The following is a 19,121-nucleotide window of genomic DNA, read 5'->3' on the forward strand; positions in this document are numbered from 1 at the left end:
GATGATCGTTAGGGGAGATCCAGGAGCATTCGTGTGTTGCCGAGGGTGTTGGGTTTGACGTAGGGGAGGTCGAGGAATTCGGCGACGCCCTCATCTGCGGAGCGGCGCATCTCGTCGTAGACGTCGGGGGAGACGGGGGCGCCGTCGATCGGGGCGAAGCCGTGACGGCGGAAGAACGCGGTCTCGAAGGTGAGCACGAAGACGCGGGTGAGGCCGAGTTCGACGGCGAGCTCCACGAGGCGGCCGACCACGCGGTGGCCGACGCCGTGGCCGCGGGCCAGCGGATCCACCGCGACCGTGCGGATCTCGGCGAGGTCCTCCCACAGCACGTGCAGCGCGCCGCAGCCGACCAGGCGCGGTGGGCCGTCCGGGGCGGTGAGCTCGGCGACCCAGAACTCCTGGATGTGCTCGTAGAGCGTCACGAGCTCCTTGGCCAGCAACACCTTGCCCGCGTACGAGTCGACCAGGGCTTTGATCCCGCGGACGTCTCCCACCCGCGCCCGCCGGATCGATATCGCCTCGGGCGCATAATCATGCATGGCAAAGATGCTACCTTTCCGGCACGTTGGAGTCGATGTGCCCTGGCGATGCGCACGGTGATCGAGCAACTGCGCACAGTGATAAGATCGTTACTGACGGTGGTGCTGTGCGCTAGGCTCGAACCAGGAGGTGGGGATGACCGCCACGATGCCTGAACGCAGCACGCACGACCGCCATCCGGAGCCCTCGGAGTCCTCGGACAAGAGCCCGACCGCGCGCGAGACCGCTGAGCGGTTGTGGCGGAATTCCGAGTTGGACGGCTTCCGGATCGAAGCGATCAGCGGAAGGGTCGTCGTGACTCCACCTCCCGACGGCGGCCACGCCGTCGCCTTGACCGATCTGATGGACCTGCTCCGCGATGCTGGAGTCAAGGAGCATTCGTTCAAGGTGCTCCAGAACATCGGCGTCGCGCTGCCGGACGGGCCGGGTGACTACGCGCTGCCGGACCTCTCCGTGGTCGACGAGGACTTCCGCGAGCACCGCAAGCCGGGCGGCCAGTACCCGGCGGAGGTGTTCCACCTGGTCGTCGAGATCACCTCGTCGAACTGGGAAGACGATCTCCGGATCAAACCGGAGGCCTACGCGCGGGCCGGGATTCCCGTCTACCTGATCGGCGATCGCCGCCACGGCGAGGCGAAGGTGCTGTGGCGCCCCGAGAACGGCGAGTACCGCAGCGTCGCCACCTACGCCTCCGGTGAGACGCTGAAACTGCCCGGAGACGTGGCCGCGGAGATCCCCGTCGACGTCCTGTTGCAGCGCTGAACGGGCGCGGGCGCAGCGGGGTGCGGGGCGGCGGCTAACCTCGGGTCATGCCTGCTGGGTCCACACCGCGCCGAGTGTCCATGGTCACTCTGGGTTGCGCGCGTAACGAAGTCGATTCCGAAGAGCTCGCCGGCACTCTGCACGAGCGCGGCTGGAGCCTGGTCGACGGTGAGGACTCCGCGGACGTCGTGGTCGTCAACACCTGCGGTTTCGTCGAATCGGCGAAGAAGGACTCGGTGGACACGCTGCTGGCCGCATCCGACACCGGCGCGAAGGTCGTCGCGGTGGGCTGCATGGCCGAGCGCTACGGCCAGGAACTCGCCGAACAGCTGCCCGAAGCGGACGCGGTGCTCGGCTTCGACCACTACGCGCAGCTCGCCGAGCGGCTCGACGACGTGATCGACGAACGCCCCCTCGCCTCGCACCAGCCGCGGGACCGCCGCACCATGCTGCCGATCACCCCCGTCGAACGGCGCGCCGCCGCCACCGAGGTCGCGGTGCCCGGCCACGGCTGGGTGCCCTCGACGCGCGTGACGCGCCGCAGGCTGGACAACGCACCCGTCGCCTCGCTGAAGCTGGCCTCCGGCTGCGACCGGCGCTGCACGTTCTGCGCCATCCCCGCGTTCCGCGGTTCCTTCCTGTCCCGCAAGCCCGACGAAGTCCTCGGCGAGGCGGCCTGGCTGGCCCAGCAGGGCGTGCGCGAACTGTTCCTGGTCAGCGAGAACTCCACCTCCTACGGCAAGGACCTCTCCGACGCCCGCGCGCTGGAGACCCTGCTGCCCCGGCTCGCGAGCATCGAAGGGATCGACCGCGTCCGGGTCTCGTACCTCCAGCCCGCGGAGACCCGGCCAGGGCTGGTCCGCGCCATCGCCACCACGCCCGGCGTCGCGCCCTACTTCGACCTGTCCTTCCAGCACGCCAGCGCGACGGTGCTGCGGCGGATGCGGCGCTTCGGATCCACCGAATCCTTCCTCGGACTCATCGACCAGATCCGCGAGCTCGCGCCCGAAGCGGGCATCCGCAGCAACGTCATCGTCGGGTTCCCGGGGGAGACCGAGGACGACTACGCGGAACTGCGCGACTTCCTCACCCGCGCGCGGCTGGACGCCGTCGGCGTCTTCGGCTACTCGGACGAGGACGGCACCGAAGCCGAAGGCTTCGACGGCAAGCTCGACGAGGACGTCGTCGCCGAACGCGTCGCGGAGATGTCCGCGCTCGTCGACGAACTCACCGATCAGCGCGCCGAAGACCGCGTCGGCAGCGAGGTCCGGGTGCTCGTCGAACGCGACACCGAACACGAGGACGGCTGCGCGGGACGCGCCGAACACCAAGGGCCGGAGGTGGACGGCGAATGCCTCATCACTGATCCTGGAACCGTCGCCGTCGGCGACGTGCTGCACTGCCGGGTGATCGGCAGCGAAGGCGTGGACCTCGTGGTGCGCCCGATCGACGGCGAGTCCGAACGGCAACGGTCCGGGGAGACACCATGACGACCGAAGGCGCGGCATCGGGATCACCCGCCGCCGGCGGGGATTCCCGGCAGGTGCCGCTGCTGAACATCGCCAACGTGCTCACCGTTTCCCGGCTCGCGCTGGTGCCGGTGTTCCTGGTCGCGCTGCTGTGGGAGGACGGGCACCAGCCGCTGTGGCGGTGGGCCGCGCTCGCCGTGTTCCTGGTCGCCGCGATCACCGACCGCATCGACGGCGAACTCGCCCGCAAGCGCGGCCTGGTCACCGACTTCGGCAAGATCGCCGACCCGATCGCGGACAAGGCGCTGACCGGGGCCGCGCTGGTCGGCCTCAGCGTGGTCGGCGACCTGCCGTGGTGGGTGACGTTGGTGATCATCGCGCGTGAGCTGTTGGTCACATTGCTGCGGTTCTGGGTGATCCGCCACGGCGTGATCCCCGCCAGCCGCGGCGGCAAGCTCAAGACCCTGCTGCAAGCCGTCGCGATCACCGCGTACCTGGTGCCGCTCGGTGGCGTGCTCGAACCGGTGCGCTGGATTGTGATGGGCGCCGCAGTGCTGGTCACTGTGCTGACCGGGCTCGACTACGTGGTGCGGGCCTGGCGGTTGCGGGCGCAGGGCCGCGGGGCGAAGGCGACGAGCTCGTGACCGACTCGCCCGGCTCGGGCACCGAGCCCGCCGCCGAAGTGCTGGGGTTGCTGCGTGCCCGCGGGGAGACGATCGCCACCGCCGAATCGCTGACCGCGGGGCTGCTGGCGGTGACGCTGACCGACGTGCCCGGCGCCAGTGCGGTGGTGCGCGGTGGGCTGATCGTCTACGCCACCGATTTGAAAGCCCAGCTCGCAGGGGTGGACGCGGAACTGCTGGTCACCGGTGGCGCGGTGCAGCCGAACGTGGCCGAACAGCTCGCGCTCGGCGCCCGTGATCGCTGCGGCGCGACCTGGGGAGTGGGCCTGACCGGGGTGGCCGGACCGGACCCGCAGGACGGGGCCGCGCCGGGAACGGTGCACCTCGGATTCGCCGGGCCGACCGGCACGACCGTGCTCTCCACGCGACTGGACGGTGATCGCGCCGCCGTGCGGACGGCGGCCGTTCGAGTGTCGTTGGAACACTTCGCCACGATTCTTCGTTGAGCATTTGGAGTGTCCGCACAGCCCAGTGCTGCGGAATCGTCACCGATTCACGGTGGCGCGGTGGTGCGGGAACGTTCGCCCTCGGCGGATTAGAGGGTGATCGCTCTCGTAAACCGCGTTGCGATGAGTAACGTAGGGGGCGTTGACGCGTAGCGCACGATGTAAGCGACGAAGGAGGGAGGCGCGCGATGACCGTGTTGTTGCGGGAAGCAGTCGGTGAAAGGCTGCGCCGCGCCCGGACCGCTCAGTCTCGTACGCTGCGAGATGTCTCGCGCGCCGCCCGGGTTAGCCTCGGCTACCTCTCCGAGGTGGAGCGGGGTCGCAAGGAGGCGTCGAGCGAGCTGCTGTCCTCGATCTGCGGTGCGCTGGACCTGCCGCTGCCGGAGCTGCTGGTCACGGTCGCCGGTGACCTCGACGGCTCGGGCTCCGTGCTCGCCCCGGCGATGGTCGAGCAGCGGGCCGCGGACTTCGACGGTGGCCGCCTCGTGCCGAGCCTGATGGGGACCGACCTCAGCGAGGCCGATCTGTCCGGCGCCGACTTCGCCGAAGCCGAGGCCGCGGGTATCGACGCGCAGCTCTCCAGCGAGGACCTCACCGAGGAACACCGGTTGCAGCCGGTGCTCAGCCAGCGGATCAGCCCGCCGCTGCGCAGCTCCGGCGGCGTTGTGGTCGCCGCCTGAGGAACCTTGCAGAGGTCCGCCGCGTTGATCAGGTGGACCGTGCGGATCGTGACCGCCACCCGGGCGCAGGCCCGGGTGGCGGTGCTGGTTCGATCATGTCGTGACCGCTCGTGGTCGTCGGGGGAATTTCCCGGAGATCTACGCATCCTGGTGGAACCGGACACCGTGCCCTGACACGATGGGTTCGGCGGCACCGTGGGAACGGGACACGACATGGCTGAAGCCGGCTCGCCGGACCTCAGGCGTCGGGTCGAGGTTCGCGGCGGTCGCATTACGCGCACGGGCAGCACCGGCAGGAGAGAAGGCAGGCGGAGGAGATGGCCAATCCGTTCGTGAAGTTCTGGAAGTACCTCATGGCGTCGTTCTCATCGAAGATCGATGAGAACGCCGACCCGAAGGTGCAGATCCAGCAGGCCATCGAGGATGCGCAGCGCCAGCACCAGGCACTCTCCCAGCAGGCGGCCTCGGTGATCGGTAACCAGCGGCAGCTTGAGATGAAGCTCAACCGCCAGCTCGGTGAAGTGGAGAAGCTGCAGTCCTCGGCCAGGCAGGCATTGGTGATGGCCGACCAGGCGCGCGCCGAAGGCGACGTCGAGAAGGCGCAGAAGTACGAGGAGACCGCCAGCCAGCTGGCGAGCCAGCTCGTCACCGCCGAGCAGGGGGTGGAGGACCTCAAGTCGTTGCACGACCAGTCGCTGCAGTCGGCCGAGCAGGCCAAGCAGGCCGTCGAGCGCAACTCGCAGATGCTGCAGCAGAAGATCGCCGAGCGCACGAAGCTGCTCAGCCAGCTGGAGCAGGCGAAGATGCAGGAGCAGGCGTCCAACTCGCTCAAGCAGATGAGCGACATGGCCGCGCCCGGCAACACCCCGTCGTTGGACGAGGTGCGTGACAAGATCGAGAGCCGCTACTCGACCGCGCTCGGTGAGGCGGAGCTGGCGCAGAACAGCGTGCAGGGCCGGATGATGGAGGTCCAGCAGGCCTCCGTCGACGCCGCGGGCGCGAACCGGCTGGAGCAGCTGCGTGCCTCGATGGGCGGCGGCCAGCAGCAGGTCACCGGGGGGCAGCAGGCAGGTGGGCAGGCGGCCGAACCGGCCACCAGCCCCCAGCAGCAGCAGAACCCGCAGACCGGCCAGGCCTGATCGAGCCGGACGATGTCTCGGCGGAAGAACGAACTTGCCGAATGGGGCGAGGCCGCGCTGCGTGAGCTGCGCGGCCCCGTCGCGGGCGAGGTCCGCCGCAAGTTCGCCAAGTGGCGGGACCCGCGGGCGCGGCTGTTGCGCAAGCGCAAGCGCGCACGGCAAAGCGCCACCGCGGGGGCGGTGAGCACCGGTGTGCTCGGCGTGGGTGCCTTCGGGTCGTTCTCGCCGGAGGCGTTCGGAATTCTGCTGCCCGCGGGTGCGCTGGAGACGTCGCTGGACGTCGCCGCGTTCGGCATCGGCGGTGTCGCGGTGGCGGCCGCGTTCGGTTCGTTCACCGAGTGGCGGCGCTACCGGCGGTTGCTCAAGACACCGCTGCCCGAAGCCGCTCCCGAACCGGTGGAGCTGCCGCCGAGCAGCTCGCAGGCGCGCGAACCGATGCGGTTGCTGCGCGATGCCGAGCAGAGCATGCACCAGGCGTTGAACCGGCTCGACGCCGACGGATTCGGCGAAGCGGCCGACGCCAGGGCCACGGCGCAGCGGGCGGCGACGGCGCTGCGCGAGGTCGCCTCCCGGTTGCAGGCGGTGGAGGCGGCGTTGCCGCACGTGCCCGCGACCGAACAGGACGAGCTGCGCGCGGAGGCGAAGCGGCTGCGCACCGAACTCGACGAAGGCATCGAGGGCTACCGCTACCTGGTGGCCGCCGCCGGACGAGCGGTCGCCGCCAGCGGAGCGCCGGAACAGCGCCACGCCGTGCAGGACGCCACCGACAGGTTGGCCGGACTCGCCACCGCACTGCACGAACTGGGCTGGGGCAGCGGCGCCGCGGGATCAACCGATCCGTCGCGCCAGTGATGCCCGAAGCACTGGCGAAGCACGACGCTCTGATGACTCCACGTCAGCACACCTAACTCATTTTTCACTCGAATGAGCCCGTAACGGGTTGATTATGTGATGCTGAATAGTAATCTTCCCACCGTCGCTACGTTACGTGGCAACGTTCCCCGGGGAGGGGAAAGTCGGGAGGGCGATGTGGCGTTGTGGACCGTGCACGGCAACGGTCGTCAGCTGGTGGACGAAGCGGTCGTGGGGTCCGGTGAACGGCTCAGCTGGCCGTTGACCTTCGGGTTCGGCTTGCAGCACTTGATCGCCATGTTCGGCACCACCATGCTCGTGCCGCTGCTGACCGGATTCCCCGCCTCGACGACGCTGCTGCTCTCCGGCCTCGGCACCCTGCTGTTCCTGCTCATCACCCGCAATCGAGTACCCGCCTACCTGGGTGCCTCCTTCGCGTTCGTAGTACCGATGAGCGCCGCCGTCGACCACGGCGGAGCCGGACAAGGCGCGCTGCTCGGCGCGATCATGATGGTGGGCCTGGTCGTGTTCACCTTCGGCGTCGCGGTCAAAGCGCTCGGCGTTCGCCTGCTGGAATCCGCGATGCCCCCGGTCGTCACCGGAGGCATCGTGCTGATGATCGGGTTGAGCCTCGCGCCGCAATCCGTGTCCTCGTTCGGCGTCCAGCCCGTTCCCGGTGCCATCACCCTGGTGATCGTGGTGCTCGCGACCGTGCTCAGCCGGGGCATGGCGCGGCGGCTGGCGGTGCTGCTCGGCGTGCTCGGCGGCTGGATCTGCGCCGCACTGCTCGGCCAGGTCGACCCGGCCCGGCTGGACGCGCTCGCCCGCGCACCCTGGTTCGGCTTCCCGGAATTCGTGGCACCACAACTGCACCTGTCGGCGGTGCCGTTCGTGGCGCCGATGGTGCTGGTGGTGCTCGCCGAACTCGTCGGCAACGTCAAAGCCGTCGCCGCCATGAGCGAACGGAACCTCGACGGTCAGGTCGGCGACGCCCTCATCGGCGGCGGCCTCGCCACCACCCTGGCCGGAGCAGGCGGCGGCTCCGCGCTCAGCAGCAGCGCCCCGAACGTGGGCGTGATGGCCGCGGCGCGGGTCTACTCGACCGCGGCGTGCATGATCGCCGCCGTCGCCGCCGTCGTCCTCGCGTTCTGCCCGAAGCTGAGCGCGCTGATCAGCACCATCCCGCTCGGCGTGGTCGGCGGAGCCATGTTCGTCGTCGTCGGCGTGCTCGCACTGGTCGGCGTGCGGATCTGGAGCGAAGCGGGCGTCGACTTCGCCGACCCCGTCAACCTCGCCGTGCTCGGCACCGCACTCATCGCGGGAGTCGGCGACCTGACGCTGTCGCTGGGAGCGCTGCGCCTCACCGGGCTGGTGTGGGGCTCCATCGGCATCGTGCTCGTCTACCCGGCCCTGCGAAGCCTCGCCGACGCCGTCTCGGCGCACCGCGCGGTCTGAGCAGTGCTTGAACTTCGCTCGGTCCGGTGGCCGGCACCTTCAGCGGTTTCGCCGCTGACAGGACACTGAACCGTGAGCGTGGGAGGCGGTTCCAGGGTGGGCCGCTGTCCGGATCAGGCCGATGCCACCGCACCACAACGTCGCGCCTGTGCGAAAGCCGACGATCAAAGCTGGCAGTGCGGGCAGTGGTACGTGATCCGATCACCGGGGTACGCGCTCCGGGTCACCGGGCCGCCGCAACGCAGGCAGCGGCGCCGCCCGTACACCCAATGCCGGGCGTCACGCCGCGGATCACCCGTGGTGGACTGCTCCGGGTGCCAGGCGTTGCGCAACAGCAAGCGACGGCTCAGCAGTACCGCCCGATCCGCGTCGATCTCGGCCATCGGCGTCGACGGAGCCCGTCGCAGCAAGAAGCACACCTCCGTCCGGTAGATGTTGCCCAACCCCGCCAGCACCGCCTGATCCAGCAACGCCGAACCCACCGCGCGTTCCGGATCCGCGGCGAGGCGGCGCACCGCTTCGGCGTGCATCGCCGAATCCCACTCCGGGGACAGCACATCGGGACCCAAATGCCCGATCAGCCCGTCCTCGTCCGACGTGCGGACCCACCGCAGCTCGTGCAAGTCGAAGCCCACCGCGCTGCGCCGCGCGACGGTGAGCACCGCACGGACCTGGTGCGCCGGGCGACGCCACCGGGCACCCGGCGGGTACAGGTGCCAGGCGCCGTCTATGCGCAGGTGGCTGTGCAACGTCCAACCGTCCGCGAAGCGCACCAGCAGGTGCTTGCCCACCGGGCGCACCTCACGCACCGTCCGGCCGCTCACATCCACCTCGGCCAGCCGCGGGTGCCGGAACTCCCCGCGCAGCACCGTTTCCCCCGCCAACGCCTCATCCAGGCGATGGCAGGTCAGGAACACCGTGTCCCCCTCGGGCATCAGGCCCCCGGCAGCGACCCGTCGTCGAGCTCGCCGGTGTCGAGGTCGTGATCGCCCGGATCGTCGTCGAACGAATCGTCCAAAGCAGGCTCGGCGCCCTGCCTGCGGCGACCCGCGCGCAACGTGCGGGCCAGCAGCAGGTTGAAGCCCAACGCCACCTCACGGGCGCCCGGCGTGCCCCACTGGTGAATCGGCAGGCACGCGCCCTGCGCCTGCTGCACCGCGAGCCGATCCGGCAACGCCACCGGCATCACCAGCGGGCCGAAGATCTCCCGCAACTCCTCGATGCGGAACTGGTGCTCGTGCGACCGCGGCCGCACCCGGTTGACCACCACGCCCAGCGGCTGCAGCCGCGGATTGTTCGCCGCCCGCTCCGCCTGCACCGCCTCGAACGCGCGCTGCACCCCGGACACCGCGAAGATCGTCGGCTCGGTCACCAGCAGCGCCCGATCAGCGGCGATCAACGCCGACCGGGTCAACCTGCCCAATGATGGCGGGCAGTCCAACAGCACCAGCTGATACGGCAACTCCCCATCGGCGATCAACGAGTCCAACGCCGAGAGCGCCTCGGTGAGCTTCGCCAAACCGCCCTTGCCGTCATCCGGGCCGCCGTTGTAAAGCTCGGCGTCCTCCGAACCGACCAGGACGTCTACCTCCTCGCCCCAACCGCTGGGAGCGACCGCCGAACGCACCACCTCCGCCCGCGGATCGGCGAGGACATCGCTGATGCCGAGCCGGGTCTCGTCCGGTTCCAGCGCGGCCGTCGCGTTGCACTGCGGATCCAGATCGACCACCAAGGTCCGCGCGCCGCGGCGCATGGCCGCCGAAGCGAGCCCGAGCACCACGGTCGTCTTCCCGACACCGCCCTTGAGGCTGAGCACTGCCACCGTTTGCACGCCCGTAGCCTACGGAACAGCCCCGATCTCGTGTGCTGCTGCGCCCTCCGTCCCGCCCCGCCGGTGCGTCGCCCCGCCTGACCCGCCATTACGCTGCTCGCCATGAGATCCGACGCCGTCCACCGGGTGCTGGAAGAAGAGATCACCGAAGCCCGTGCGCGCCAGGGAGGACGCCCGCCCCGCGTGCTGGACGTCGGCGGCGGCAGCGGAGTCTGGGCCGTACCGCTGGCCTCCGCTGGTTGCGAGGTCACCGTCGTCGATCCCAGCCCGAACGCGCTCGCGACCCTGCAACGCCGCGCCGCCGACGCCGGCGTCGCCCAGCTGATCACCGCGCTGCAAGGCGACACCGAGGCGCTGCACGCGTACGCGCCGCCCGGCGGCGCCGACCTGGTGCTCGGCCACGGACTGCTCGAATACGTCGACGACGTGGGCGCGTCGCTCAACTCGCTGGTCGCCGCCACCGCCCCCGGCGGAGCCGTGTCGGTGCTGGTGTCCAACCGGTACGCGGCGGTACTGGCCCGCGCACTCGCGGGACGGCCCGCCGACGCGCTGCACGTGCTCCAAGACCCCGACGGCAGGCACGACGGAGAAGGGGACACCGTGCTGCGCCGATTCGACGGAGACGAACTCGCCCGGCGAATGCGGGAAGCCGGCCTCGCCGTGGATCTCGTGCAAGGGCAAGGCGTGTTCACCGACCTGGTGCCCGGATCGGTCCACGAAGGTCAAGGCGCCGACACCCTCGCCGATCTCGAACGCGCGGCAGCCGCCACCCCGCCGCTGCGGGACATCGCGACCAGGCTGCACGCGATCGGACATCTCCAAAGGTGATCGGCGGCGACCGCCCGAGCCCTGGACCGAATCCCAGCTGTTGGGCCGTTCGGTTGATCCGAGGGGATGATGTCGGCAACCTTGCACACGTCACCTGACCCCTGCGGGTAGTCGTGGCGTCGCGGGAACCGTATCCTCGACGGTGACGCCCCCAAGCGTTCGCCGGGTTCCCACTCGGAGGCGTGCCCTCCGAGTCTCCGGCGCCACTGAGTTACCTGTGCCGGAGGAGGAGCCATGCCACTCTCCGAGCACGAGCAGCGACTGCTCGACCAGATCGAGCGCGCGCTCTACGCCGAGGATCCGAAGTTCGTCTCCACCGTGCGCGGTGGACGGTTGCACCGTCCGTCGCGACGGCGGCGCCTGCAAGGCATCGCCGTGTTCGCGCTGGGGTTGATCCTGCTGGTGCTCGGTGTGGTGATACCGGTCAAACCGGCCGATATCCCCGTGGTGAGCGTGGTCGGCTTCCTCGTGATGTTCGGCGGAGCAGTACTGGTGCTGTCCGCGATGCGTGGTGGCAGCCAGGAAGCGGAATCCGAAGGGGAGGAGAACGCGGGCTCATCCGGTGATGACCGGAAGAAGCCCGAACCACGGGAACGTGGATCCTTCACCCAGCGGATGGAAGAACGCTTCCGCAGGCGGTTCGAGCAGTAGTTCTGGGGAAACCCGGACAACAGCCCATTCACACCCTTCAACCCGGTGACCTTGGATCCTCGGTCGCCGGGTTTGTTGGGTTTTAGGAGTCTTGTTCGGCTTGGCGTGTGGGTGGGGGTTTGGAGTCTTGTTCGGCTTGGCGTGGGGGGCCGGTTTTAGAGCCTTCCCCAGCTTGGCGTGTGGTGGCTGTGGGGTGTGGGAGGTTGGTTTTAGAGCCTTCCTCTGGCTTGGTGTGTGGTTGGTGTGGTGCGTGGAAGGTCGTCTTTAGTGATTACTTCCAGGGCTCTTGTTGCTGGGGTGTCTGGGTAGCTGTTGTGTCTCGGGAGGTTGTGAACGGGGGACACGGGGCGGATGATCTTGGAATGAGTGAGGACCTCCGGGTTCGGTGTGGATCACGACATCTGCACCGAATACCTGGAGGTCCTCGTGTGTCACCGTAACGCTCCGTTGACTGAGACGGGCAGGCTGCGTCTGGCTCGGTGTGTCGTGGACGATCGCTGGCCGTTGCGGCGTGCGGCTGAGCGTTTCCAAGTCTCGCCCAGCACCGCGCAACGGTGGGCGGATCGGTATCGCACCGAGGGCGAGGCGGGGATGGCAGACCGGTCCTCGCGTCCGCATCACAGTCCGCGGCGCACTCCGTCGCGCACCGAGCGGCGGATCATCAAGGTCCGGGTGATCCGCCGGTGGGGGCCGGCACGGATCGCGTTTTTGCTGGGCTTGAACCCGGCTACCGTGCACCGGGTCTTGGGCCGCTACAGGCTGGCCCGGCTCGCACACCTGGACCGGGCCACCGGGCGGGTGATCCGCCGCTACGAGTACCCGCAGCCCGGCGGCCTCGTCCACGTCGACATCAAGAAAGTCGGCAACGTCCCCGACGGCGGCGGCAGCAAAGTCCTCGGCCGCCAGGCCGGCAGCCACAACAGCCAGGCCACCGTCACCGACCGCCGCCGCGCCGGCGGGAAGAAACCCGCCATCGGCTACAGCTACCTGCACAACGCCGTCGATGACCACTCGCGGCTTGCCTACACCGAAATCCTTCCCGACGAGACACGCGAAACCGCCGCCGCGTTCTGGCAACGAGCACACACATTCTTCACCGATGCCGGGATCACCGTGCTCCGAGTACTGACCGACAACGGCTCCTGCTACCGCTCCCACCTCTGGACCGCCACACTCACCGCCGCCGGCATCACACACCTCCGCATCCGCCCCTACCGACCCCAAACCAACGGCAAAGTCGAACGCTACAACCGCACCCTGCTCGACGAATGGGCCTACGCCCAGCTCTACCTCTCCGACACCGAACGCCGAAACGCCCTCCCACACTGGCTCCACACCTACAATCACCACCGCGGCCACACCGCACTCGGCGGCCACCCACCCGCCAGCCGCGTCCCCAACCTCACAAGACACAACAGGTAGCGGAACCTCAGCGGCCTTCTCGCTGCGGGATCCATTTCTCATGTATGTCCGATACACAGCGAAATGGCTGTCCTCGCGAGAAGGCCGCTGAGAACCCGCCTGTGGTCGTTTTGCGTGCGTGGGCTATGCGCTGACGCGCATACAGGCACGGCCTTCGGCCGCGAGGCACGGCCTTCGGCCGCGAGGCACGGCCTTCGGCCGCGAGGCACGGCCTTTGACCGCGAGGCACGGCCTTCGGCTGCGAGGCGTGGCTATCGCCGCAAGGCACGGCCTTTGGCCGCGAGGCACGGCCTTTGGCCGCGAGGCACGGCCTTCGGCTGCGAGGCACGGCCTTTGGCCGCGAGGCAGGCTTGCTTCGCTTTGCCCTTGGCGGGCTTCGCCGCCCAGTGCACGGCTTCGCCGCGAGGCACGAGCTATCGCCGCAAGGATCGGTCTACGGCTGCTGCGAGGAAGCGGCTATCGCCGTGTCAACTCCGGTTCAATCGTGACCCGGTTGTTCCGGGTGAATGTTGACCCACCCGGGTTGGTTGTTAGTCGTTGGTCTTGGTGGCTGCGGGGACGCGGCCGAGGTCTCGGTCTTTGAGTCGGTAGCTGTCTCCTTTCATGGAGACGACCTCGGTGTGGTGGACGAGGCGGTCGATCATGGCTGCTGCGACGACGTCGTCGCCGAAGACCTCGCCCCAGCGCCCGAAGGGCTTGTTGCTGGTGACGATCAGGCTCGCTCGTTCATATCGGGACGAGACGAGCTGGAAGAACAGGTTCGCCGCTTCGGCCTCGAACGGGATGTAGCCGACCTCGTCGATGATGATCAGCGGGATCCGGCGGAGCTTGACCAGTTCGGCTTGCAGGTTGCCGGCGTGGTGGGCCTCGGCCAGGCGGGAGACCCACTCGGCGGCGGTGGCGAACGCGACCCGGTGACCGGCCTGGCAAGCGCGCATGCCGATCCCGATCGACAGGTGTGTCTTCCCGGTGCCGGGCGGCCCGAGAAACACCACGTTCTCTTTGGCAGTGACGAAATCCAAGGTTCCGAGGTGGTTGATCGTGTCGCGTTTGAGGGAGCGTTGGTGGTCGAAATCGAACTCTTCCAGGGATTTCCGCGACGGGAACCTCGCGGAGCGGATGCGGCCCTCACCGCCATGAGACTCCCGTGCGGCGACCTCGCGTTGCAGGCAGGCGGCGAGGAATTCCTCATGCGTCCAGCCCTCATCGCGGGCTCGTTGCGCGAGCCGTTCGACCGCGCCGGCCGGCGAGGGCGCTTTGAGGGCGCGAGTGAGATAGGCGATCTCGCCGGCGATGTTGCGGCCACTGGTCGTGTTCGTGGTGGCCATCAGGCGATCTCCTCAGCACTGGTGAGGCCGAACATGCGGTCGTAGTCGGTCAGTTCCCGGTGTTCAACCGTCGTATCGGTCTTGCCGGGCGCAGCGAGACGACGCGACCGGCGCAACTCGACGGCCGCGGCGGCATGGACCGGGGCGGTGATGCTCTGGTGATCAGCCCAGCATCGAACATGCCGGGCGAATTCAGTGTCATCGCAGGTCACTGTCACTTCGTCGAGATTCGCCGCGACCTGGACGCGGCGACCGACCGCTCTCGGGTGCACCGAGTAGTCGTTGGAATCGAGCCGGACGTAGTGATCCCGCGGCAACCGGGTACTCAGTCGCCACCCGGTCACCGGCGGCAGCACCAGCATCGCTGAGCGATCAGCGCCCCATCGATCCACCGGCCTGCAACCCAGCCTGCGGTGCTGGCGCTGATTCGCCCGCAAGAGCCAGGCCTGTAGCTGCGTGTTGAAATCCGCCGGGCCGGTGAACGAACGTCCGGGCAGAAACGACGTTTCCAGATACCCGTTCGCCCGCTCGACCAGCCCTTTCGCTTCTGGATCGCCTGGACGGCACTGGATCACCTTGATGCCCAGCGTTCCCCGGAATGCGTGCATCGCTTCCGTGAGCTGGGGTTTCCCGCCACGCCACTGCCCGACCGCGGACTCGTTATCCCAGACCAACGCCTTGGGAACCCGGCCCCAGCCACTGATCAAGGCCCAGTGCCCGGCCAGCAAGTCCGCCGACTGTCGCGACGGCAGCATCACCGCCGTCATGACCCGCGAATAGCCACTGACCAGTACCAATACCGGTGGCCGGCCAATCTGGCCGAACCCGAGCGGCACATCAGCCGGTGGAAACCACAGATCACACTGCGCCAGCTCGCCCGGCTGATACTCCGTCCGTGACGCAGGATCAGCCGGTTTGAACAGCGGCCGCAACTGCGCGACCCGCTCGAAAAGCACCGTCTTCCCGCGCTGCCAGCCGACTCGCTCCATGATCACAGACGAGGGCATCTCCGGGAACTCCGCCAGCAACGCACGGATCTGCGGCTCGACCGCATCCACGACCGACCCACGCGCCGCCCGCTCATACAACGGCGGCCCATGCGACGCCAACGCCTTCTTCACCGTGTTCTTCGAGATCCCCAACCGACGAGCGATGGCCCGAATCGCCATCCCCTCCGACCGGTGCAACCGACGAATCTCCGCCCAGTCCTCCACGCTCAACACCTCATGATCGTTCATGGGTGGGTCAAAACTCGCCCGGAACCAGAGGGTCAGTCTTCAACCGGAAGCGACACGCCGCAAGGAACGGTCTATGGCTGCGAGGAAGCGGCTATCGCTGTGAGGGACGGTTTTGGCGTGTGGTGGGTGTGGCTTTGGTCGTTCTTTGTGGGGTTTGTCGCGGAGTGCGTGGTTTCGCCGTGTGGAGGGGCTTTTCCGTGAGGCGGTGGGGGTTGCTGGCCGACTGCGTGGCTTTGGTGGTGCGTTGCAGGGGTGGGCCGGTGCGGCGGTCGGCTGCGGTGTGCGGCTCAGGTGGTGCCGTGTTGTGGCTTGGGTTTGCGGGGGAGGACTGAGCGGGGGAGCAGGCGTTGCGGCCAGGTGAGGGGTGCGTGTTCGCTCAGGGCCTTGAGGACTTGGGGGAGGGCCTCGGCCGGAGGTGCGGTGGCCGTGGGAGCGGGGTGGCCGGTCGGGGCGTACCACTCTTGTTCCACTGCGGTGACCAGGGAATGGACTGCTTGTGCGGTGGTCTCGTCGAGCTCGTGGGTGTTGAGGAGGGCGGTCGCCGTGGAACGGACCGTGCCGGAGGTGTCGGCGGGTGGGCCGCCGCGGTCGGTGGATTCGTCCAGCAGTTCGCGCCAGGCCACGCCCGCGGCGCCGGGTGCGCCCGCGTGGACCGCGTTCAGGCGGCGCCTGCGCCGGACCTCGCGCAGTGCCGCGGGGGCGGCGCCCAGCAGCAGCGCGGCCAACAGGATCAGGCCGGTCGCGACCCACACGCCGCCGGAACCGGGCTGTTGCGGTTCAGGTGCCGGGTCCTCCTGCTGAGACGCGCCGGGGTCGGGTGTTTCGGGCTGGGACGCAGCGGAGTCCGTCGGAGGCTGCTGCGTCTGACCGGTGTCCGGTGCCGGGGAAGGTGCGGGCGCGGGCGGGTTCAAGTACTCCGGCAACGCCGTGCGGCCATCGCGCAGCGGAGTCGGATCGAACGTGACCCACCCGTACTGCGGGAAGTACGCCTCCACCCAGGCGTGCGCGTCGTTCGTGCTGATCACGCGCTCGTCGCCGTCGCGGGAACCGGGGGTGAACCCGACCGCGACCCGCGTCGGAACGCCCGCCTCGCGCAACAACACGCCCATCGACGAGGCGAACTGCTCGCAGAAACCCCGCTTGCCGCGGAACAGGAAGTCCTCCAAGGCGTTCCCGCTCGTCGACGGACCGGTGCTCAGGTCGTACCGGAAACCGTTGGAGCGGTCGGTGAAGAACCGCTGCACCGCCACGGCCTTGTCGAAGTCGGTCGGCGCGTCCGCGGTGATCCGCTGCGCGAGCTCCGCGATGCGCGGCGACACGCCCTCGGTGTTCAGGTACGCCGGGTCGACCTCCGCCGGACCACCCGCCTGACGCAGCTGCTGCGGAGTGGGCGAAGGCAGCGTGACCGTCTCGACGTACGGTCTGCTCTCCTGCCGGGTCTGGGTGAACACAACGCCACTGCCCGGGTCGTAACGCCACTGGTCGCCCATCCCGTCCACCGACCTCGGCACCCCGAAGATCGGCAGCCACGGATCGCGATAGCCGACCGGATCGATGCGCACCGTCGCAGTCGGCCCTGGTGCCAACGTGTCCGTTCCGGTCGGCAGCGGCAGCGGCCGGTGGGCGTCCACACCCGTGTTGAGCGCACCGAGCTCCCAACCGCGAGCGGGGTCGAAATGCCGCAAGGTCATCGCCCGCAGGTACGTCGGCTCCGGTAACCCGCTGATCCGGAACAGGTCGACCGGACTGTCCCGGTCGAGCTGGCCGCGCAGCGACGTGAACGGCCGCAACCCGATACCACCGGTGCCCGAGCCGTAGCCCGTGGCGGCACCGCCGGGCAACCGGCCCTCGGTGCCGACGCCGGTGAACACGACGCCGGTGAGCAGGGCGACCACACCGGACGCTGCGGCCAGCGCCACACCCCGGCGATCCAGCCGGTCCCGGCCCGCACTGCCGTGGCGATGCCTGCCCGAACACGCCAGCAGCAGCGCGAAACCGACCGCGCCCGCCACGAACGTCCACCACGGCAGCATGTTCGGCGCCAACGACGCGGGGATCGCCACCACGCACAACAGCACCAACCCCGCCACGGCGGGAACGCCCCCGCTCACCGCGATCGCATCGACCAGCAGCGCGATCACGCCCAAGCCGAGGCAGAGCAGCACCTGCAGCGGAAGCTCCACCGGCACCGGCGGAACGCCTTCCTGCGCCACCGTCAAAGCCTGCCCGAGCAGCCCGGACAACTCGGCGAACGCGGCAGGCCCTGGCAGGAACCCCAGCAGCGCCCGATCCGTGAACAGCGCCGAGAGCAGCATCGTGAGCACCGCGGCCTGCGCGGGCACGATCAGCGGCGGCCACCAGCGCAGCGTGCGGCCCAGCAAGCCGACACCGCCGACCACGGCCACCGCCAGCGCCGCCGGGACGATCCAACGGCCATCGCCGAGGATCCCGGCGAACGCGGTCGAAGCGGCCAGCGTCGCCACCACTGCCGCCAGCGTCGCCACGGCCGTCGTGTCCGCCGGACGAACCCGAGTGCTCACGACATCGCCCCCGAACCCGCGGTACCGGCCGACGCGGCCTGGCACAACCTGCCCCACGCGCCCGCCAACGACGACCGCGGCCCGTCGACGACGACCACGGTCCAGCCGGAGGCGCGGAGCCGTTCGGCGGTGCGCTGCGGCGCGAACGAGCCCTCGGACGGATCACCCGCCCACGTCCGCACGTCCAACAGCAGCGCGAGGCTGCGCGCCCGCTCCGGGCGAAGCCGGGTCAGCTCCTGCACACCGGCCGTCGTCGTCGCCCCCAGGACCGCGATCAGCTCCTGGCCGTTGCCCGGATCCTGCGGGCACACCAGGTCGCGCTGCGCGGACGGCCGCACCGCCGCCAGCGCGTCCAGCATCGCCGAATCGTCCTGTCCGCCGTCGAACGGGCCGGGACCGCCGCTGAGCGTCGCGGCGTCCTCCGTGACCAGCCGGACCTGTTGGCCGTGCGCGTGCAGGTGCGCGCAGATGCTTGCGGCCGCCGACACCGCCCACTCCAGGCTCGCCGCCGCGCCCGTCCCGCGGTGCGCCGCCGAACGCCGATCCAGCAGCACCGTCACGCCGCCGTGCCACGGCCGTTCCTCGACGCGCACCATCAGCTCGTCCCGCTTCGCGGTGCTCTTCCAATGCACGCGGCGGATGTCGTCACCGTGCCGATACTCGCGGACCATCGTGTCGTCGTCGCCGTGCCCCGCGCGCAGCCGGGTCGAGCCGTCCTCCCCGGTGCCCAGTCCGGAACCCGCGGGAAACCCGCCCAGCGGCACCACCTTCGGCACCGCCACCAGGCGACTGCGACCGGCCAGTTCGTGCTCGAACTCGGTGAGCCCGAACGGATCGCCGATCCGAGTGCGCAACGGGCCGATCTGGTGGATGCCGCGCAAGCCGGGACTGGCCGGGTACTCCAGCATCGCGCCCGACCGGCGCACGTGGTCCAGCCGGAACCGCGGCCGCCCGCCGAGCGCGTGCGGCACCCCGTCCTCCAGCAGCAGCCCGCCCACCGGCACCCTGCCGGAACCGGTGACGTGCAGCCGCACCGTTGCGTTGCCGCCGACCGCGACCCGGCCCGGCAGCACCTCCCGCCGCACGCGCACCTCGTGGCGTACCCGGCCGGCCAGCAGCAGCGCCAGCAGCGGCAGCACCGCCACGAACGCCGCGATCCGCAGGAGATCCCGTTCGTCGAGCACCAGCGAGCACACCGCCGCGGCCACGCCGGCGGCCAGCAGGCAGCGGCCCCGAACGGTCAGGCCGGACAGCACG

Annotated in this window: 19 protein-coding genes; 12 read left to right on the plus strand and 7 right to left on the minus strand. The window is 69.5% G+C overall.

The genetic code is table 11. The features are described 5' to 3' along the window. Window positions 1-8: 8 nt before the first annotated feature. Window positions 9-539 carry an amino-acid N-acetyltransferase gene (locus H2Q94_RS06620; protein ID WP_243793188.1) on the minus strand — a complete coding sequence of 177 codons (531 nt, stop codon included), beginning with the start codon at window positions 537-539 and terminating at the stop codon, window positions 9-11. A gap of 136 nt (window positions 540-675) precedes the next feature. Here H2Q94_RS06620 and H2Q94_RS06625 point away from each other — a divergent pair, with 136 nt between their 5' ends. The 9 genes from H2Q94_RS06625 to H2Q94_RS06660 all read left to right on the plus strand — a co-directional run bounded on the left by H2Q94_RS06625 (window position 676) and on the right by H2Q94_RS06660 (window position 8,026). Further along, window positions 676-1,302: a Uma2 family endonuclease gene (locus H2Q94_RS06625; RefSeq protein ID WP_243793189.1), complete on the plus strand. Its 627-nt coding sequence runs from the start codon at window positions 676-678 to the stop codon at window positions 1,300-1,302. A 47-nt stretch (window positions 1,303-1,349) separates the two neighbouring features. After that, on the plus strand, window positions 1,350-2,792 hold the full coding sequence (gene rimO / locus H2Q94_RS06630) for a 30S ribosomal protein S12 methylthiotransferase RimO (RefSeq protein ID WP_243793191.1): 1,443 nt from the start codon (window positions 1,350-1,352) through the stop codon (window positions 2,790-2,792). Beyond that, window positions 2,789-3,415 carry a CDP-diacylglycerol--glycerol-3-phosphate 3-phosphatidyltransferase gene (pgsA, locus tag H2Q94_RS06635; protein ID WP_243793200.1) on the plus strand — a complete coding sequence of 209 codons (627 nt, stop codon included), beginning with the start codon at window positions 2,789-2,791 and terminating at the stop codon, window positions 3,413-3,415. The genes rimO and pgsA overlap by 4 nt, the downstream gene beginning before the upstream one ends. A gap of 38 nt (window positions 3,416-3,453) precedes the next feature. Beyond that, complete coding sequence (locus H2Q94_RS06640) at window positions 3,454-3,900, plus strand: CinA family protein (RefSeq protein WP_243795575.1); 447 nt, start codon at window positions 3,454-3,456, stop codon at window positions 3,898-3,900. 188 nt (window positions 3,901-4,088) lie between these two features. After that, on the plus strand, window positions 4,089-4,580 hold the full coding sequence (locus H2Q94_RS06645) for a helix-turn-helix domain-containing protein (protein ID WP_243793201.1): 492 nt from the start codon (window positions 4,089-4,091) through the stop codon (window positions 4,578-4,580). Between the two features lie 48 nt (window positions 4,581-4,628). After that, the gene (locus tag H2Q94_RS30435) at window positions 4,629-4,754 is read left to right on the plus strand and encodes a hypothetical protein (RefSeq protein WP_258718667.1); all 126 of its coding nucleotides are present in this window, start codon (window positions 4,629-4,631) and stop codon (window positions 4,752-4,754) included. A gap of 143 nt (window positions 4,755-4,897) precedes the next feature. Beyond that, window positions 4,898-5,719 carry a PspA/IM30 family protein gene (locus tag H2Q94_RS06650; RefSeq protein ID WP_243793202.1) on the plus strand — a complete coding sequence of 274 codons (822 nt, stop codon included), beginning with the start codon at window positions 4,898-4,900 and terminating at the stop codon, window positions 5,717-5,719. Window positions 5,720-5,731: 12 nt separating this feature from the next. After that, complete coding sequence (pspM, locus tag H2Q94_RS06655) at window positions 5,732-6,571, plus strand: phage shock envelope stress response protein PspM (protein ID WP_243793203.1); 840 nt, start codon at window positions 5,732-5,734, stop codon at window positions 6,569-6,571. A 177-nt stretch (window positions 6,572-6,748) separates the two neighbouring features. Then, window positions 6,749-8,026: a uracil-xanthine permease family protein gene (locus H2Q94_RS06660; RefSeq protein ID WP_243793204.1), complete on the plus strand. Its 1,278-nt coding sequence runs from the start codon at window positions 6,749-6,751 to the stop codon at window positions 8,024-8,026. A gap of 164 nt (window positions 8,027-8,190) precedes the next feature. Here H2Q94_RS06660 and H2Q94_RS06665 read toward each other — a convergent pair whose 3' ends face one another. Continuing rightward, complete coding sequence (locus tag H2Q94_RS06665; protein ID WP_243793206.1) at window positions 8,191-8,961, minus strand: DNA-formamidopyrimidine glycosylase family protein; 771 nt, start codon at window positions 8,959-8,961, stop codon at window positions 8,191-8,193. Further along, complete coding sequence (locus tag H2Q94_RS06670; RefSeq protein ID WP_243793207.1) at window positions 8,961-9,857, minus strand: ParA family protein; 897 nt, start codon at window positions 9,855-9,857, stop codon at window positions 8,961-8,963. The genes H2Q94_RS06665 and H2Q94_RS06670 overlap by 1 nt, the downstream gene beginning before the upstream one ends. 102 nt (window positions 9,858-9,959) lie before the next feature. On the opposite strand from H2Q94_RS06670, the gene H2Q94_RS06675 reads away from it, so the two are divergent. From H2Q94_RS06675 to H2Q94_RS06685, 3 genes are all read left to right on the plus strand, one after another. After that, the gene (locus tag H2Q94_RS06675; RefSeq protein ID WP_243793208.1) at window positions 9,960-10,685 is read left to right on the plus strand and encodes a class I SAM-dependent methyltransferase; all 726 of its coding nucleotides are present in this window, start codon (window positions 9,960-9,962) and stop codon (window positions 10,683-10,685) included. Window positions 10,686-10,919: 234 nt separating this feature from the next. Beyond that, window positions 10,920-11,336: a DUF3040 domain-containing protein gene (locus H2Q94_RS06680; RefSeq protein ID WP_243793210.1), complete on the plus strand. Its 417-nt coding sequence runs from the start codon at window positions 10,920-10,922 to the stop codon at window positions 11,334-11,336. 426 nt (window positions 11,337-11,762) lie between these two features. Next, window positions 11,763-12,758, plus strand: coding sequence for an IS481 family transposase (locus tag H2Q94_RS06685; RefSeq protein WP_243795576.1), 996 nt, complete (start codon window positions 11,763-11,765; stop codon window positions 12,756-12,758). 530 nt (window positions 12,759-13,288) lie between these two features. Here the strand turns inward: H2Q94_RS06685 and istB are convergent. The 4 genes from istB to H2Q94_RS06705 all read right to left on the minus strand — a co-directional run bounded on the left by istB (window position 13,289) and on the right by H2Q94_RS06705 (window position 19,120). Further along, complete coding sequence (gene istB, locus H2Q94_RS06690; RefSeq protein ID WP_243793212.1) at window positions 13,289-14,086, minus strand: IS21-like element helper ATPase IstB; 798 nt, start codon at window positions 14,084-14,086, stop codon at window positions 13,289-13,291. Next, window positions 14,086-15,309 (minus strand): IS21 family transposase, encoded by a 1,224-nt coding sequence (istA, locus tag H2Q94_RS06695; RefSeq protein WP_243795577.1) that lies wholly within the window; start codon window positions 15,307-15,309, stop codon window positions 14,086-14,088. The genes istB and istA overlap by 1 nt, the downstream gene beginning before the upstream one ends. 302 nt (window positions 15,310-15,611) lie before the next feature. Beyond that, window positions 15,612-17,864, minus strand: a complete 2,253-nt coding sequence (locus H2Q94_RS06700; protein WP_243793214.1) for a transglutaminase TgpA family protein — start codon at window positions 17,862-17,864, stop codon at window positions 15,612-15,614. Further along, a complete protein-coding gene (locus H2Q94_RS06705) occupies window positions 17,861-19,120 on the minus strand; it encodes a DUF58 domain-containing protein (RefSeq protein WP_243793216.1) in 1,260 nt (419 codons plus the stop codon). The genes H2Q94_RS06700 and H2Q94_RS06705 overlap by 4 nt, the downstream gene beginning before the upstream one ends. Window position 19,121 lies beyond the last annotated feature (1 nt).

The organism is Saccharopolyspora gloriosae (genome assembly GCF_022828475.1).
GTDB lineage: Bacteria > Actinomycetota > Actinomycetes > Mycobacteriales > Pseudonocardiaceae > Saccharopolyspora_C > Saccharopolyspora_C gloriosae_A.